This is a genomic window from Halomonas sp. TA22 (genome assembly GCF_013009075.1).
Taxonomy (GTDB): Bacteria; Pseudomonadota; Gammaproteobacteria; order Pseudomonadales; family Halomonadaceae; genus TA22.
Genome location: NZ_CP053108.1, coordinates 2070273 through 2085140, shown reverse-complemented (window position 1 = coordinate 2085140; position 14868 = coordinate 2070273). Strand labels below are relative to the sequence as shown.

At 59.6% G+C, this 14868-nt stretch carries 13 protein-coding genes and 1 tRNA gene; 8 read left to right on the top strand and 6 right to left on the bottom strand.

What is annotated here, in order from left to right; all coding sequences use genetic code 11:
• Positions 1-10: 10 nt before the first annotated feature.
• Positions 11-883: a sirohydrochlorin chelatase gene (locus tag HJD22_RS09710; protein WP_208655429.1), complete on the bottom strand. Its 873-nt coding sequence runs from the start codon at positions 881-883 to the stop codon at positions 11-13.
• A 131-nt stretch (positions 884-1014) separates the two neighbouring features.
• Between HJD22_RS09710 and HJD22_RS09705 the strand changes: the two genes are divergently transcribed.
• A complete protein-coding gene (locus HJD22_RS09705; RefSeq protein ID WP_208655430.1) occupies positions 1015-2019 on the top strand; it encodes a 2-hydroxyacid dehydrogenase in 1005 nt (334 codons plus the stop codon).
• A gap of 266 nt (positions 2020-2285) precedes the next feature.
• Here HJD22_RS09705 and HJD22_RS09700 read toward each other — a convergent pair whose 3' ends face one another.
• The 3 genes from HJD22_RS09700 to HJD22_RS18095 form a co-directional block, all read right to left on the bottom strand.
• Positions 2286-3125 carry a 3-keto-5-aminohexanoate cleavage protein gene (locus HJD22_RS09700; protein WP_208655431.1) on the bottom strand — a complete coding sequence of 280 codons (840 nt, stop codon included), beginning with the start codon at positions 3123-3125 and terminating at the stop codon, positions 2286-2288.
• Between the two features lie 136 nt (positions 3126-3261).
• Positions 3262-3357 (bottom strand) — tRNA-Sec (locus tag HJD22_RS09695).
• 26 nt (positions 3358-3383) lie between these two features.
• Positions 3384-3542, bottom strand: a complete 159-nt coding sequence (locus tag HJD22_RS18095; protein ID WP_367947666.1) for a SelB C-terminal domain-containing protein — start codon at positions 3540-3542, stop codon at positions 3384-3386.
• 306 nt (positions 3543-3848) lie between these two features.
• Here HJD22_RS18095 and tig point away from each other — a divergent pair, with 306 nt between their 5' ends.
• The 7 genes from tig (at position 3849) to HJD22_RS09655 (ending at position 13466) form a co-directional block, all read left to right on the top strand.
• Positions 3849-5210 (top strand): trigger factor, encoded by a 1362-nt coding sequence (tig, locus tag HJD22_RS09685; RefSeq protein WP_208654088.1) that lies wholly within the window; start codon positions 3849-3851, stop codon positions 5208-5210.
• A gap of 150 nt (positions 5211-5360) precedes the next feature.
• Complete coding sequence (gene clpP / locus HJD22_RS09680; protein WP_208654089.1) at positions 5361-5981, top strand: ATP-dependent Clp endopeptidase proteolytic subunit ClpP; 621 nt, start codon at positions 5361-5363, stop codon at positions 5979-5981.
• Between the two features lie 76 nt (positions 5982-6057).
• The gene (gene clpX / locus HJD22_RS09675) at positions 6058-7338 is read left to right on the top strand and encodes an ATP-dependent Clp protease ATP-binding subunit ClpX (protein WP_208654090.1); all 1281 of its coding nucleotides are present in this window, start codon (positions 6058-6060) and stop codon (positions 7336-7338) included.
• Positions 7339-7477: 139 nt separating this feature from the next.
• Complete coding sequence (gene lon, locus HJD22_RS09670) at positions 7478-9886, top strand: endopeptidase La (RefSeq protein WP_208654091.1); 2409 nt, start codon at positions 7478-7480, stop codon at positions 9884-9886.
• Between the two features lie 176 nt (positions 9887-10062).
• A complete protein-coding gene (hupB, locus tag HJD22_RS09665; protein ID WP_208654092.1) occupies positions 10063-10335 on the top strand; it encodes a nucleoid-associated protein HU-beta in 273 nt (90 codons plus the stop codon).
• Positions 10336-10516: 181 nt separating this feature from the next.
• On the top strand, positions 10517-12331 hold the full coding sequence (locus HJD22_RS09660; RefSeq protein ID WP_208654093.1) for a SurA N-terminal domain-containing protein: 1815 nt from the start codon (positions 10517-10519) through the stop codon (positions 12329-12331).
• Positions 12332-12407: 76 nt separating this feature from the next.
• On the top strand, positions 12408-13466 hold the full coding sequence (locus tag HJD22_RS09655) for a GTP-binding protein (RefSeq protein ID WP_208654094.1): 1059 nt from the start codon (positions 12408-12410) through the stop codon (positions 13464-13466).
• A gap of 44 nt (positions 13467-13510) precedes the next feature.
• Here the strand turns inward: HJD22_RS09655 and HJD22_RS09650 are convergent, their stop codons facing one another.
• Complete coding sequence (locus HJD22_RS09650; RefSeq protein ID WP_208654095.1) at positions 13511-14269, bottom strand: UDP-2,3-diacylglucosamine diphosphatase; 759 nt, start codon at positions 14267-14269, stop codon at positions 13511-13513.
• Between the two features lie 67 nt (positions 14270-14336).
• Positions 14337-14834 carry a peptidylprolyl isomerase gene (locus HJD22_RS09645; protein WP_208654096.1) on the bottom strand — a complete coding sequence of 166 codons (498 nt, stop codon included), beginning with the start codon at positions 14832-14834 and terminating at the stop codon, positions 14337-14339.
• Positions 14835-14868 lie beyond the last annotated feature (34 nt).

Below are 14868 nucleotides of genomic sequence, written 5' to 3'. Positions count from 1 at the left end.
CAGTCAGCGTTCAAGGGACGTGCAAGTTGGGCTCGCTGGAGGGCAGGTCCAGCAGATAGCCCTCTCCTGACAGCGCCTGGTGAAGACGTTCGACAAGGATGTCCAGCATGCCGTCATGCTCACCGGCAAGACGAGTCATCGTGGTGATCAAGCCGGGGTGGCGCGTCTCGGCCCCGCTACAGATGGCGGCCACGTCACCTTCGGTCCCGGCATGGCGCCCGGGCGAGAGAAACAGCATCGAGACAATGACCTCTCCCTGATCGAAGCCGGGCTGGTCCAGCAGCGTATCGAGCAGCGGCTCATTGAAGCGGTACTCGTCGCCTTCACGTCGCTCCATGGAAGCCCCCGCCACGCACGCTACTTCACCCTCGAGCAGGGCGCTCAACTGGCCGACCAGCACGTTGCGCACCGCCGTGACCTCGGGAATGGGACTGCCATGATCGACCAGTGCCACGCGGGGGCGCGTTCCTGGCACCAGGCGCTCGCGTACGCCGTCACACAGGATTCTCGCCAGTCTCAGATCGACCGGCCCGAGCAGATTGACCAGTGGCGTGGCCACGCGCACATGGAGATCAGGGTAGCGCTCCTGCAACGTTGCCATGCGCTCGGGCAAATAACCGGTAAGCGCGCGGCTGGGGCCGAAGAAGAAGGGCAGGATCACGACCTCACGGCTGCCCGCCTCGGCGTGCCGGGCGGCAGCAGGACCAAGAGTGGCGGCGGGCATGCCATCGAGCGCATCGGCCGGCACCTTGTTGGAGTGCAAAAGCGAAGCCGCTTCGACCGGCATGCCGGCCCGTTCGCCCAGGGCGGCGGCAACGCGCCGCAGATTCAGGGTCGACTCTGGGCGCAAGGAGCCATTATCGACGAGAAATACCGAACGCATAGTCCCTCCAAGGTCCATGGTGAGAATTGACATCGTTGCGTACCGCCCATGTTCATCATATCGCCTCTTTGCGCCCGGCAGCCCGAAACCCTATGTTGGGAAGACGATGACGACCCAACCGGAGTGCCGACATGCAGGTCACCTTCTTCAGTACCCAGCCCTACGACCAGCGCTCCTTCGATAGCGTGGCGAAAAGGCTCGCCATGCAGGATCAGGCGGAACTTGTCTATCAGCGCGCGACGCTCTCCCGACAGACGGTGGCGCTCGCCGACGGCAGTGACGCCGTATGCGTCTTCGTCAATGACCAGCTCGACGCTGAGGTGCTCGAACGACTTGCCGATTTCGGCGTCAAGGCGGTCCTGCTGCGCTGTGCCGGGTTCAACAACGTCGACCTCAAGGCCGCCGAGCGGCTCGGGCTGTTCGTGGCCCGTGTTCCAGCCTACTCCCCCGAGGCGGTGGCCGAACATACCCTGGCGCTGGTAATGGCGCTGAACCGTCATACGCACCGTGCCTATAACCGTGTGCGCGAGGGCAACTTCATGCTCGAGGGGCTGCTGGGCATGACCTTGCATGGCAAGTGCATCGGTATCGTGGGAACCGGCAAGATTGGCCTTGCTACGGCACGCATCTTCCACGGCATGGGCTGCCGGGTGCTGGGCGCCGATCCCTCTCCCGCCCCGGCATTTTCCCAGTACGGCGAGATCGTCTCGCAGGAACGGCTGTTGCAGGAGGCGGATGTGGTCAGCCTGCACTGCCCACTGCTCAAGCCCACCTACCACATGATCAATGCCGACTCGCTTGCTCGGATGAAGCGAGGCGCGATGCTAGTCAATACCTCGCGGGGGGGCCTGATCGATACCCAGGCGGTGGTCGAAGCGCTCAAGAGCCGCCAGTTAGGGGCACTTGCGATCGATGTCTATGAGCAGGAGGAGCCGCTGTTCTTCGAGGACCGCTCCGCGGACTTCATCGACGACGACCTGTTCGTGCGTCTGATGACCTTTCCCAATGTGTTGATTACCGGCCACCAAGGCTTCTTCACCCGTGAGGCGTTGACCGAGATTGCCGAAACCACGCTTGGCAATCTTGCGGCGTTCATTGAGGGAAATGAGTGCCCCAACCTCGTGCGGGCTGACTAATGAAGTTATGTAAGATATTTCTTACAGGAAATATGAATAATTTCTTACATTGTTTGCCCTTGGAATTTCATGACCTGAATCAATATATTGTCATGTTGAGCAGGAAGCTCAATCAAGGAAGAGGGGCAGTTCAATCAGGGAAGAGCAGGCCCAGAAGAGCCAAGGAAGCGCGGACAGGAGGTTCGCGGAAGAAGAGCAGCGGATGCTGTGATGAAAGCCCGGCCGGAAGGCCGGGCTTTCGTCGTTTTGTCCATATGCAAGCAGGACTAGGTGTGCTCGGGGTAGGTCAGGCCAAGCATGTCGCGGGCCTGCTGCCAGCTCGCCACCGGCCGCTGGTACTTGTCGCAAAGCGCCACGGTGCGTTCGACCAGGGCGGCGTTGGAGGGTGCCAGGGTATCGCGGTCAAGGCGCATGTTGTCCTCGAGCCCCGTCCGGGTATGGCCGCCCGCGGCAATCGACCACTCGTTCAGAACGATCTGGTTCGCCCCGATCCCCGCACCGCACCACTGGGCAGCGGGGGCCAGCCGCTGGAGCGTCTCGATATAGAAGTCGAAGGTCGGCTTGTCGGCCGGCATCGCATTCTTGACGCCCATGACGAATTGCACGTACAGCGGTGTCTTGAGCTTGCCCTGTTTCGACAGGCTCACGGCCTGGTGGAGATGCGACAGGTCGAAGGCTTCTATCTCGGGCTTGATGCCGTGCGTCAGCATCTCCTCGGCTAGGCACTCCACCAGCTCCGGTGAGTTCTCGTAGACCCGGTTGGGAAAGTTGTTGGAGCCCACCGAGAGGCTTGCCATGTCGGGCTTGAGTGGCAGCATGCCACCGCGCTCGCGACCGGCGCCGGAGCGACCACCGGTCGAAAGCTGGATGATCATACCCGGACAGTGCTTCTTGAGCCCCTCCACCAGCCGTGCAAAACGCTCGGGGTCCGAGCTTGGCGTCTGGTCGTCGTTGCGGACATGGCAGTGGGCAAGGGCGGCGCCAGCCTCGAAAGCCGCCTGGGTGCTCTCGATCTGCTCCTCGATGGTGATGGGGACCGCGGGATTGTGCTCCTTGCGAGGCACGCTGCCGGTGATGGCAACGCAGATGATGCAGGGATTGGACATGATGGGCTCCTTTGGCCGTGAGGTGCGCGCGACATGAGCCACGCAAGCCAGCATCTGTCGATGCGATCGATATCGCAAAGTGTAGCCGCATACGGCCGGGAGGGGAGACGCGCCAGAGTGCACCGGGAAGCGGGCGTGGCGGAAGAGCGTGGGAGTCGAACCCACCAGGGACCGCTGGCAGCCCCTGCCAGAGTTGAAGTCTGGCCGCCCCACCGGGGGTCGATCCTCTTCCATGAGTGCGGGCAAGATGCGAGGCGCCTAGCGCCACATATCGGCGCGGCGTATGACACGCTCATCCTTCACCCGACGCGTGAAGCCTAGCCTATCAAAGAATTCAAGGATTTGTATCGCCAGTTTGCGCCCGGTAGTGGTAGAGCCCCGGATTGTGGCTCCGGTGGTCGTGGGTTCGATCCCCATCATCCACCCCATTACCTGAACGTGCTGTTCCCCTTCTTTATATCTATCCCTCTTGTGTCGTTGAGTATCGGCCTGGCTATGGCTGACCTTTTCTTTCCAGTGCTCTGGGATCGTGTCGTTTGATGGCGTACAGGACGATTCGTCCCATGGCGCGGGTTATTTACCCCTTTCCCCTTGTGATGAGACAACAAGCCCCCATAGTCGAGACAAGGCGCGCTTGCCAGCGCGCAGCGGGGTTCTTAGAATTACCCCCCTTGAGCATTCAACGCATTCAACACAACGCCCCCAGTCGGTAGAGGACTATTCATGCAAGTTTCCGTCGAAACGACCTCCCAGATCGAACGTCGCGTCAAGGTTCAGGTGCCGGCGGATGAGGTCGATCAGGCCGTCGCGGCCCGCCTCAAGGATACCGCCAAGAATATTCGCTTGAACGGTTTCCGCAAGGGTCATGTGCCGATGGCTGTGGTCCGTCAACGTTACGGACACGACGTGCGCAATGAAGTGGTGGGTGAGGTGATGCGTGAGCGCTATGTTCAGGCAATCACTCAGGAGAGCCTGAATCCCGCAGGTTTCCCGCAAATCGAGCCGACGGTCAACGAAGCCGGCAAGGATCTCGAGTTCGTTGCTACGCTTGAGATCTATCCTGAAGTCGAGCTCAAGAGCATCGAAGGTGCCGAGGTCGAGCGTCCCGTCGTCGAGATTCAGGACGCCGATGTCGAGAAGATGATCGAGACGTTGCGCAAGCAAAACGCCTCATGGGAGGAGATTGATCGTGCCGCTGCCGATGGTGACCAAGTCACCATCGATTTCAAGGGTTTTCTGGGTGACGAGCCCTTCGAAGGCGGCAGCGCCGAGGGCCACAGTCTGGTGCTGGGTTCAGGCAGCTTCATTCCCGGCTTCGAGGAGCAGTTGGTGGGCGCCAAGGCTGGTGACGACACCGAGATCAAGGTGACCTTCCCGGAGGACTACCAAGCTGAGAATCTTGCCGGGCAAGAAGCCACCTTCAAGGTCAAGGTTCACAAGGTCAGCGGTCAGGAGCTGGCAGCGGTAGATGAAGAGTTCATCAAGCGCTTTGGCGTGGAGGATGGCGATGTCGAAAAGTTTCACGCCGAAGTGAAGAAGAACATGGCCCGTGAGGCGGCTCAAGCCGTCGATAACCGTGTCAAGCAACAGGTGCTCGAGGCGCTCAAGAACGCCAATGACGTGCCTGTTCCGCAGGCCCTGGTGCAGCAGGAGACCGATGCGCTCAAGCGTCAGGCGGCTCAGCAGTTCGGCCTTGGTGAAGACTTCGATGTCTCCCAGTTGCCTAACGAGCTCTTCGCTGATCAGGCCAAGAGCCGTGTTCAGGTCGGTCTGCTGCTCGCTGAAGTGATCAAGGCCAATGAGCTTGACGCTTCCGATGATGAAATCAAGGCGAAGGTCGAGGAGCTGGCGCAGCAGTATCAGGATCCGGCACAGGTCGTCGAATATTACCTGAGCAATGATCAGCTCAAAACCCAAGTCAAGTCGGCGATTCTCGAAGAGAAGGCGGTGGATGTGCTGCTGGGTCAGGCCAACGTTGCCGATGCCGAGATGAGCTACGAACAAGCGATGCAGGCAGCCCAGCAGCAGGCCGAGGGGGACGATGCCGGCGAGAATGAAGAGGAAGAGGTGGCGTCCAAGTCCTGAGCCATTGTTGCCGATCGTCCAGGCCTGGCATGAGCCGGGCCTGTCGGACTAGATTGGTAACGAAGGTTGTTTATATAGCCTGGCCTAATATAGCCACGTTTCTGCGGACGCATGAGCGTGACATGAGTCATCGGATAAAGGACATCACTGATGGGTAACGATTACGATATTCAGAACGCCGGTGGCCTGGTGCCGATGGTCGTCGAGCAGAGCGCTCGCGGCGAAAGAGCGTACGATATATATTCTCGTCTGCTCAAAGAGCGCGTCATCTTCCTGGTGGGGCCGGTCGAGGATTACATGGCCAATCTGGTGGTCGCGCAGTTGCTGTTCCTGGAGTCTGAAAATCCTGACAAGGATATTCACCTGTATATCAACTCCCCGGGAGGCTCCGTGACGGCTGGCATGTCGATCTACGACACCATGCAGTTCATCAAGCCGGACGTGTCGACGGTTTGTATCGGTCAGGCCGCAAGCATGGGCGCCTTCCTGCTGGCTGGCGGCGCCAAGGGCAAGCGTTACTGTCTGCCCAACTCTCGCATGATGATCCACCAGCCCTTGGGCGGGTATCAGGGGCAGGCATCGGATATCGAGATCCATACCAAGGAGATTCTCAATATCCGCCACAAGTTGAATCGTATCCTGGCCTACCATACCGGTCAGGATATCGAAACCATCGCCAAGGACACGGATCGCGACAACTTCATGGAAGGCGCGCAGGCGGTGGAGTATGGTTTGATCGATGCCGTGCTGGATAAGCGTCCGGCATCCTGATAGCGTGACTTCATCACTGAATTCACGATAGGCAATTCGGCGGCTTTGCGGCCGCCGTACGTAACGAGGTACGCGAATGGCCGACGGCAAAGGCAAGGACGATAGCGGCAAGCTGCTCTACTGCTCGTTCTGCGGCAAGAACCAGAACGAAGTCCGTAAGCTGATTGCAGGCCCGTCCGTCTATATCTGCGACGAATGTGTCGATCTATGCAACGACATCATTCGCGAGGAAGTCCTCGAAGCCGACGCAGAAAGCGATGAAGATCGCCTTCCGGCTCCGCGCGAAATACGTCATACCCTGGACGAGTATGTGATTGGCCAGGATCGCGCCAAGATGGTGCTGTCCGTTGCGGTCTACAATCACTATAAGCGCCTGCGTGCCGACATTAAGTCCAGCGATGTCGAACTCGGCAAGTCGAATATTCTGCTGATCGGCCCCACCGGAAGCGGCAAGACACTGCTGGCCGAGACTCTGGCTCGTCTGCTCAACGTTCCTTTCACCATCGCCGACGCCACGACGCTGACGGAAGCGGGCTACGTGGGTGAAGACGTCGAGAACATTATCCAGAAGCTGCTGCAGAAGTGCGACTACGATGTGGAGAAGGCTCAGCGCGGCATTGTCTACATTGATGAGATCGACAAAATCTCTCGTAAGTCGGACAACCCATCCATTACCCGTGACGTATCGGGCGAGGGGGTGCAGCAGGCATTGCTCAAGCTGATCGAGGGCACTACCGCTTCGGTACCGCCTCAGGGTGGGCGTAAGCATCCCCAGCAGGAGTTCCTGCAGGTCGATACCGGAAACATCCTGTTTATCGTCGGCGGTGCCTTTGCCGGGCTGGACAAGGTGATTCGCGATCGCGCCGAGAAAGGTGGTATCGGCTTCAATGCCACGGTCAAGAGCAAGGACGAGAACAAGGGCGTCGGTGCTCTGCTCTCCGATGTCGAGCCGGAGGATCTGGTCAAGTTCGGTCTGATACCCGAGTTCGTTGGTCGTCTGCCGGTCATCGCGACACTGACCGAGCTCAGCGAGGATGCCTTGGTACAGATACTCACCGAGCCCAAGAACTCCTTGGTCAAGCAGTACGCCAAGCTGTTCGAGATGGAGGGCGTCGAGCTCGACTTCCGTGAGGATGCGCTGAGGGCGGTGGCGATCAAGGCCATGACACGCAAGACCGGCGCGCGTGGTCTGCGCTCGATTCTTGAATCGGTGCTCCTCGATACCATGTATGAAATCCCCTCTCTTGAAGGGGTCACCAAGGTTGTCATCGATGAGTCGGTGATCGCCGGTGACAGTGAGCCACTCTTGATCTACTCGCAGCAGGAAGAGAGCAAGGTGGCTGGCAAGGACAAGTAATCAGTCCGCTGTTCGTCCGGGGCCGCAAAGCGGCCCTTTGCTCGTTGCTTGGGCCTGGCGGAATGCCAGGTTCGGGATTGCAATGCCCGGACGGTGCCCCCATCACCTGACTATCTTCCGATCTTGAGGACCGTCTGCTATGCAGCAGAACGACGTACAGACCTTGAGTCTGCCCCTACTGCCCCTGCGCGATGTGGTCGTGTATCCGCAAATGGTCATTCCGCTGTTCGTGGGGCGAGAAAAATCGATTCAGGCCCTGGAAGCCGCGATGGAGGCGGATAAGCGCATCCTGCTGGTAGCCCAGCGCGAGGCTGGGCAGGACGACCCGGATCGTCAGGATATGTTCTCTGTCGGTACCGTGGCCGAGATCATGCAATTGCTCAAGTTGCCGGACGGTACCGTGAAGGTATTGATCGAAGGCGCCTCTCGCGTGGATGTCGGCGAGGTCACGGTTGCCGAGAACGGTTATAGCCATGCCCTGGTGACGGTGCGCGAGAGCGAGCCACTCAGCGAGCGTGAACAGGAGTCGCTGGTGCGGGTGCTGCTCAACCAATTCGAGCAGTACGTCAAGCTCTCCAAGAAGGTGCCCAACGAAGTCCTCAGCTCTCTGTCAGGTATCGAGGATCCCAGCCGCTTGGTCGATACCATTTGCGCACATCTCTCATTGAAGATCGGCGACAAGCAGCAGCTGCTGGAGATGGATCGCGTACGTGACCGGATCGAGCACCTGATGGCACTGATCGAGTCGGAGATCGATCTGCTCCAGGTCGAGAAGCGAATCCGCTCGCGGGTCAAGGACCAGATGGAGAAGTCGCAGCGCGAGTACTATCTCAACGAGCAGATGAAGGCCATCCAGAAGGAGATGGGCGAGCTCGAGAACGTGCCTAACGAGGCGGAGAAGTACGAGCTTGCAATCAAGGACTCGGGCATGCCCCAGGAGGCGGCCGAGAAAGCTGCTCAGGAACTTGGCAAGCTCAAGATGATGTCGCCGACATCGGCCGAGGCGACCGTGGTACGCTCCTATTTGGATTGGCTGATTTCTGTGCCCTGGAAGAAACGCACCCGGGTCAAGCATGACCTGGCCCATGCTGCCAAGGTGCTTGACGAGGATCACTATGGGCTCGACGAGGTAAAGGAGCGTATCCTCGAGTATCTCGCCGTCCAGAAGCGTGTCAAGAAGCTCAAGGGACCGGTGCTGTGTCTGGTGGGTCCGCCCGGGGTGGGTAAGACTTCGCTGGGACAATCCATCGCCCGAGCGACCAACCGCAAGTACGTGCGTCTGGCACTCGGCGGTGTGCGCGATGAGTCCGAAATTCGCGGTCATCGGCGCACCTATATCGGTTCGTTGCCAGGCAAGCTGATCCAGCGCATGAGTAAGGCGGGCGTCAAGAATCCCCTGTTCCTGCTCGACGAGGTCGACAAAATCGGCATGGATCATCGTGGCGATCCCGCCTCGGCGCTGCTCGAGGTGCTCGATCCCGAGCAAAATGACAAGTTCAGCGATCACTATCTGGAGCTGGATTACGACCTGTCGGAAACGATGTTCATCTGTACCGCCAACTCGATGAATATTCCCGGACCGCTGCGTGATCGAATGGAAATCATTCGGTTGCCGGGCTATACCGAGGACGAGAAGCTGGCCATCTCCAAGCGCTATCTGATGCCCAAGCAGCTCAAGGCCAATGGCTTCAAGGAGGATGAGCTGAGCCTGGCCGATGACGCTCTGCTGGAACTGATTCGCTACTACACCCGCGAGGCGGGGGTACGTGAGCTGGAGCGGCAGATTGCCAAGGTATGCCGCAAGGTGCTTAGACAGCGCCTCGAGGCGGAGGGCAAGGAGGGTGGTCACCCGCCCGAGGTGCTGAGCGACGAGGAGATCGAGAAGTACGCTGGTGTACGCCGCTACAGTTACGGCTTGGCGGACAAGCAGGATCAGGTAGGGCGTGTCACTGGCCTTGCCTGGACCTCAGTAGGCGGCGAGCTGCTCAATATCGAATCGGTCGTCACCCCCGGCAAGGGGCGCATCAACAAGACCGGCTCGCTGGGCGATGTCATGAAAGAGTCGGTGAGTGCTGCGCAAACCGTGGTTCGGGCGCGCGCCCTGCAGCTGGGAATCGATCCCGAGCGCTTCGAAAAGGAGGACCTGCATATCCACGTCCCCGAGGGTGCCACACCCAAGGATGGACCGAGCGCGGGTATCGCCATGGTCACCGCCATGGTATCGGCCTACCTGGAGAGGCCGGTGCGTTGTGACGTTGCCATGACTGGTGAGGTCAATCTTCGCGGCGAAGTCATGCCGATTGGCGGGCTCAAGGAGAAATTGCTGGCGGCTCGCCGCGGTGGTATAAAGATGGTGCTTATTCCCGAAGAGAATCGTCGTGATCTCAAAGAGGTTCCTGACAACATTAAGGAAGCCTTGGAAATCAGACCTGTTCGATGGATAGATGAAGTGCTGGAAGCCGCATTGGTAGGAAAGCCAGACATTAAAGGCGAGGAAAAGCGGCCTGATGATCCTGCTTCTTCTCGTTCGATGATAAGTACTCATTAACGATAATTTTCCCGAATGACAAGGAGTGAAATCCCTTGTAGCGGGGGCTGGCGCCAAAGGTTGCTTGACATAACTTTCACAGCATTGCTATAAACTGCGCCGTGATATGATCGAGCAAGCCACCCGAAAACCGCGCCGATTAGAAGTCAATTTACGTAACAGTCAAGGGGTGAAGTGTGAACAAATCCGAGCTGATTGAAGCTATCGCCGCATCTGCGGATATTCCCAAGGCAGCGGCAAGCCGTGCGCTTGATGCCATGGTCGAGAGCGTGACCGAAAGCCTGAAGAAGGGCGATTCCGTTTCTCTGGTGGGTTTTGGTACCTTTACCGTCAAGGACCGCGCCGCACGTACCGGTCGCAATCCGCAGACGGGCAAGCCGATTGAGATCAGTGCAGCCAAGGTTCCCAGCTTCAAGGCCGGCAAGGCCCTCAAGGATTCGGTCAACTAAGTTAGGGCCCAGCTCCCAGCGAGATGACCGTCTTGTCACCAGGCGCATCGCGAAAGCGGTGCGCCTTTTTATTGGGTTAAGGTATCCAGAGCGATAGGCGACACATCGTCGGATGGCCGACATCAGTCTGTGCTGGGTATAATACGTCGCGTTTCGTGCAAATTTTATCGCTGAGGCCAGCATGCTGCAGAATATTCGGGATCGCTCCAAGAGCTGGGGCGCCAAGATCATCATCGGGGCGATCATCGTCACCATGGCCCTGTTCGGCGTCGAGTCGTTGATTGGTCTATTCACTAGCGGTGCCGATGACGTTGCCAACGTCAATGGACAGACGATCACTCGTCAACAGGTGGAGATGCAGGTGCAGCGCGCGATTCGCAGCGGGCAGGTGCCGCCCGAGCAGGAGCGATCGCTGCGCAACCAGGTATTGGACGACCTGATTACCGATGCGCTGCTCAATGATTACGCTGAGCGGGGCAGGCTGCACATGTCGGATGGTCAGCTTGACCAGATCATCATCAATATCCCGGAATTCCAGGATCAAAATGGTCGCTTTTCTGCCGACCTGTTTCGCAATCGATTGGCCAGCGCGGGCTACACGCCGCTCGCCTTCCGTGAAGAGCTGCGTGATGACATGCGCCGCCAGCAGCTGCAGCAGGGCCTGGCTTTCAGTGATTTCACACTTCCCGAAGAGCGCGAGCATCTCGGTGAGCTGCAACGACAGACGCGTACGTTCCGTTATCGGCAGCTGACGGCTGATGACCTCGATGCGCCGATCGAGGTGTCGGAGCAGGAGATTGAGCGCTACTACGAAGCCAATGCAGCCAATTACCAGCGTCCAGAGCAGGTGCGCCTGGAGTATGTCATCGTCGACCGCCAGCTGATGGCCCAAGAGCATGAGGTCGATGAGCAGCTATTGCGCGATGCCTATCGTCAGCGCGCTGCCAATGCCGAGCGCCGTATTTCTCACATCATGGTCGACTTCAACGGTGAGCGCACCCGTGACGAGGCCCAGGCGCTGCTCACGCAGGTACGCGAACGCCTTGCGCAAGGTGACTCCTTTGCCGAACTTGCCGCTGAAGTCTCCGACGATGGTTCGACCGCCGAGGCGGGCGGGGATATTGGCTATATCAGCCGCGGATTCTTCGATGAGGCGTTCGAAGAGGCGGCCTTCGCGCTTCAGGCGGGGCAGGTCTCCGACATTGTCGAAACCAGCAATGGCTTGCACCTGATCCAGGCCACCGAGCTCGACATGCCTGGGTTCGAAGAGATGCGCGAGGAGTTGCATGACGAAGTGGCGTTGGAAGCGGTAGGTAGTGACTTCAATCGTCGCGTTCAGCAATTGATCGACGAAAGCTTTGCCGCCGATGATCTGCAGAGCGTGGCACAGAGCATTGGCACCCCGCTTCACGAGAGCGATTGGGTATCCCGCGAGGGGGCGCAGGGGGGGCTCTCCGAGCCGGGAGTGATGGAGGCAGCCTTCAGCGGCGATGTGCTGGAGGAGGGCTTCAACAGTGAGGTGATCGAGCTCGACGAAGAGCGGCGCATGGTGTTGCGTGTCGCCGAGCACCGGCCGGCAACCACCCTCTCTCTGGATGAAGTGCGAGACCAGGTAACGGCATCCGTTGAGCGGCGCCTACTGCAAGAGGCCTTGCAGACGCTCGCCGAGCGGCAGGTGGCCGAGCTGCGCGACGGTCAGGAGGCGGTGTTCGAATGGCAGACAGTAGAGCAGGCGGATCGCCAGTCGAATAGTGCACCGCGTGAAGTGCTTCAGGCCGCCTTCCGCCTGCCCAGGCCGGATAATGGCACCGTCTTTGGTCATGCCGCTAGCGAAGGTAATGTGGCGGTGATCGCCTTGGATGGGGTACAGGCGGGTGAAGTGGATGGTGAGGTCGAGTCGTTCGTTGCCCAGATGTCCGAGCGACTGCGGGCTCAGACCGCCATCCAGGGGCTGCTCGAGTACTTGCGCGATAACGCCGATATTGAGCGCCTATAACGCAGCTCAGCGATGAAGACAACGCGCGACAATCATGTCGCGCGTTTTTTTATGCTTAACGGGAGGGAGGTGTCTCATGACGCGTGACGAGGGGCTAAGGATTCCCGTGCACGTGGTGACCGGCTTTCTCGGCAGTGGCAAGAGCAGTGCGATTCGCCATCTGATCGATAACAAGCCGAGTGGCGAGCGCTGGGCGATACTGATCAACGAATTTGGGCAGGTGGGTATCGACCAGGCGATGTTCGAGGAACGCCGCGAGGTGGTCGTCAAGGGATTGCCGGGTGGTTGCCTATGCTGTCAGCTGGCATTCGTGCTCCAGGCCTCGCTGATCAGTCTGTTGCAGCGCTCACGTCCCGACCGGCTGATCATCGAGCCTTCGGGACTTGGTCATCCTGCCGGCTTGCTCGACTTGCTGCGAGGCGAGGCCTTTCGCGACGTGCTCGAGGTGCGTGACGTCATCGCGCTGCTCGATCCGCGACGCCTGAGCGACCCGCGGACGATGGCGAGCGAGACCTTCCATGATCAGCTGTCGATGGCCGATGGTGTCGCCTTGACCATGACAGACCTGGCAAGCGGTGCGCAGTGCGACGATGCTTATCGTCATCTCGACGGGCTGTGGCCGGCCAAGCGCTGGGTAGTCGAGGCGCCGCATGGCGCGATCGAAATTCAACGTCTTGTTGGCGCCAGGACAAGTACGTCGGGGTTGATCGATCACTTGCCGGAGCCAGTGCCGGGACATGATCGTCCTCACGATCCTTCGTGTCAGGATCCTCAACGCAGGCCCATGGTCGAGCTCGACATCGCCTATCGCGAACCGCTACCGGGAAGCCCCGTACGGGATAGCGGCCAGACACTGGGACATGCCAGCACAAGCTGGCGCTGGCACGCCGATGAGCTATTCGACCTGGACAAGCTGACGCGGGTGCTGGATGCCTTGCCGTCGGCGATCAGGGTAAAGGGGATATGGCATACCGCTGGCGGGTGGTATTGCTATAACCGAGGCGATGGTCGTGCCGAATTGAGTGGCAGCAGCTGGCGGCGTGACTCGCGCCTGGAGGTGATCGTCGAGCAGGGGGCCTTGCCGGATGGCGAGGCCCTGGAAGCTCGACTTGCCGACTGCCTGCTCAACGAATGATACGCAATACCCCGCCGCTAATACTGCTCAGGCGATGGGAAAGTTCAGGCGATAGGAAAGTCGCGCAGATGCAGTGATCCCTGCCGGTCGGCACGCAACTCCCAGCCCCGGGCCTGCCAGTCGCCCAGCACGTAGCGTTTCGCGGCTGCGCCATTGACCGTCAGCTCATGCACGGCGGGGCGGTGGGTGTGGCCGTGAATCAAGGTGGTGACGCCGTGTTCCGCCATCACGCGGACCACCTCTTCTGGGGTGACGTCCATGATGTCCTGCGACTTGTTGGAGATCGCTTCACCAGACTGCATGCGTAGACTCTTGGCCAATTCGATGCGCTGCTCGATCGGCATGGAGAGGATCTGTGCCTGCCATTGCGGATTTCTCGCCTGGAGTCGGAATGCCTGGTAGGCCTCGTCGCGGGTACATAGGGTATCGCCGTGCATCAGCAAGAGGCGCTCTGCTCCGACCTCGATGACCTGTGGCTCTTCGATTAACGTGGCGCCACAGGCCTCGGCGAAGCGTTCACCAAGCAGGAAGTCGCGATTGCCGTGCATCAGGTAGATGCGTGTGCCCGACTCGCTCAATCTCTTGAGCGCGGTACTGGTGAGTTCGGCCAGTGCGGCGTTACCGGTGGGGTCGGCACCGGCAAGATCGAGAATGTCATCCCCTATCCAGGTCTCGAAGAAGTCTCCCAAAATGTACAGAGCTTCGCTATTACAGGCCTGCTCTTCGATATAGGCGAGAAAGGCGTCGGTAAACTCGGGGGCCTCGGGGTAGAGATGAAGATCGGCGATGAACAGTGTGGACATGTAGGAACCTGCACGAGCGAAAGACGAACGCCCACGGGGAGTGGGCGTGGCGAGGTAGGGCGGCCGATCAGGCGTCCTTGATATAGGCGCGCTGAATCACCACGTCCTCGGCCGGTACGTCGGCGTGCATGCCGCGGCGGGTGGTGGCGACCTCCTTGATCCGCTCGACGATGTCCATGCCTTCGACCACTTCGCCGAAGACACAATAGCCCCATCCCTGCAGGGTCTTGCCCCGGTGGTTGAGGAAGTCGTTATCGGCGACGTTGATGAAGAACTGGGCGGTGGCGGAGTGGGGGTCCTGGGTTCGTGCCATGGCCAAGGTGCCCGTCACGTTCTTGAGCCCATTGTCGGCCTCGTTCTCGACCGGCTCGCGTGTCGGCTTCTGCTCGAAGTCGGCGTCGAAACCGCCACCCTGCACCATGAAGCCGTTGATGACCCGGTGGAAGAGCGTGCCGTCGTAGTGGCCATCCTTGACGTACTGTTCGAAATTGGCCGCAGATTTTGGCGCTTTGTCATGATAGAGCGATACAGTGATATCGCCGAAGTTGGTTTGCAGAACGATCATGTAGGCTTTCCCGGAAGGTCATTGAGGGCGCGCC

Coding starts and splice junctions, on each gene's coding strand:
- HJD22_RS09710 (WP_208655429.1), bottom strand. CDS start 883: ATGCGTTCGGTATTTCTCGTCGATAATGGCTCCTTGCGCCCAGAGTCG.
- HJD22_RS09705 (WP_208655430.1), top strand. CDS start 1,015: ATGCAGGTCACCTTCTTCAGTACCCAGCCCTACGACCAGCGCTCCTTC.
- HJD22_RS09700 (WP_208655431.1), bottom strand. CDS start 3,125: ATGTCCAATCCCTGCATCATCTGCGTTGCCATCACCGGCAGCGTGCCT.
- HJD22_RS18095 (WP_367947666.1), bottom strand. CDS start 3,542: ATGGGGATCGAACCCACGACCACCGGAGCCACAATCCGGGGCTCTACC.
- tig (WP_208654088.1), top strand. CDS start 3,849: ATGCAAGTTTCCGTCGAAACGACCTCCCAGATCGAACGTCGCGTCAAG.
- clpP (WP_208654089.1), top strand. CDS start 5,361: ATGGGTAACGATTACGATATTCAGAACGCCGGTGGCCTGGTGCCGATG.
- clpX (WP_208654090.1), top strand. CDS start 6,058: ATGGCCGACGGCAAAGGCAAGGACGATAGCGGCAAGCTGCTCTACTGC.
- lon (WP_208654091.1), top strand. CDS start 7,478: ATGCAGCAGAACGACGTACAGACCTTGAGTCTGCCCCTACTGCCCCTG.
- HJD22_RS09660 (WP_208654093.1), top strand. CDS start 10,517: ATGCTGCAGAATATTCGGGATCGCTCCAAGAGCTGGGGCGCCAAGATC.
- HJD22_RS09655 (WP_208654094.1), top strand. CDS start 12,408: ATGACGCGTGACGAGGGGCTAAGGATTCCCGTGCACGTGGTGACCGGC.
- HJD22_RS09650 (WP_208654095.1), bottom strand. CDS start 14,269: ATGTCCACACTGTTCATCGCCGATCTTCATCTCTACCCCGAGGCCCCC.
- HJD22_RS09645 (WP_208654096.1), bottom strand. CDS start 14,834: ATGATCGTTCTGCAAACCAACTTCGGCGATATCACTGTATCGCTCTAT.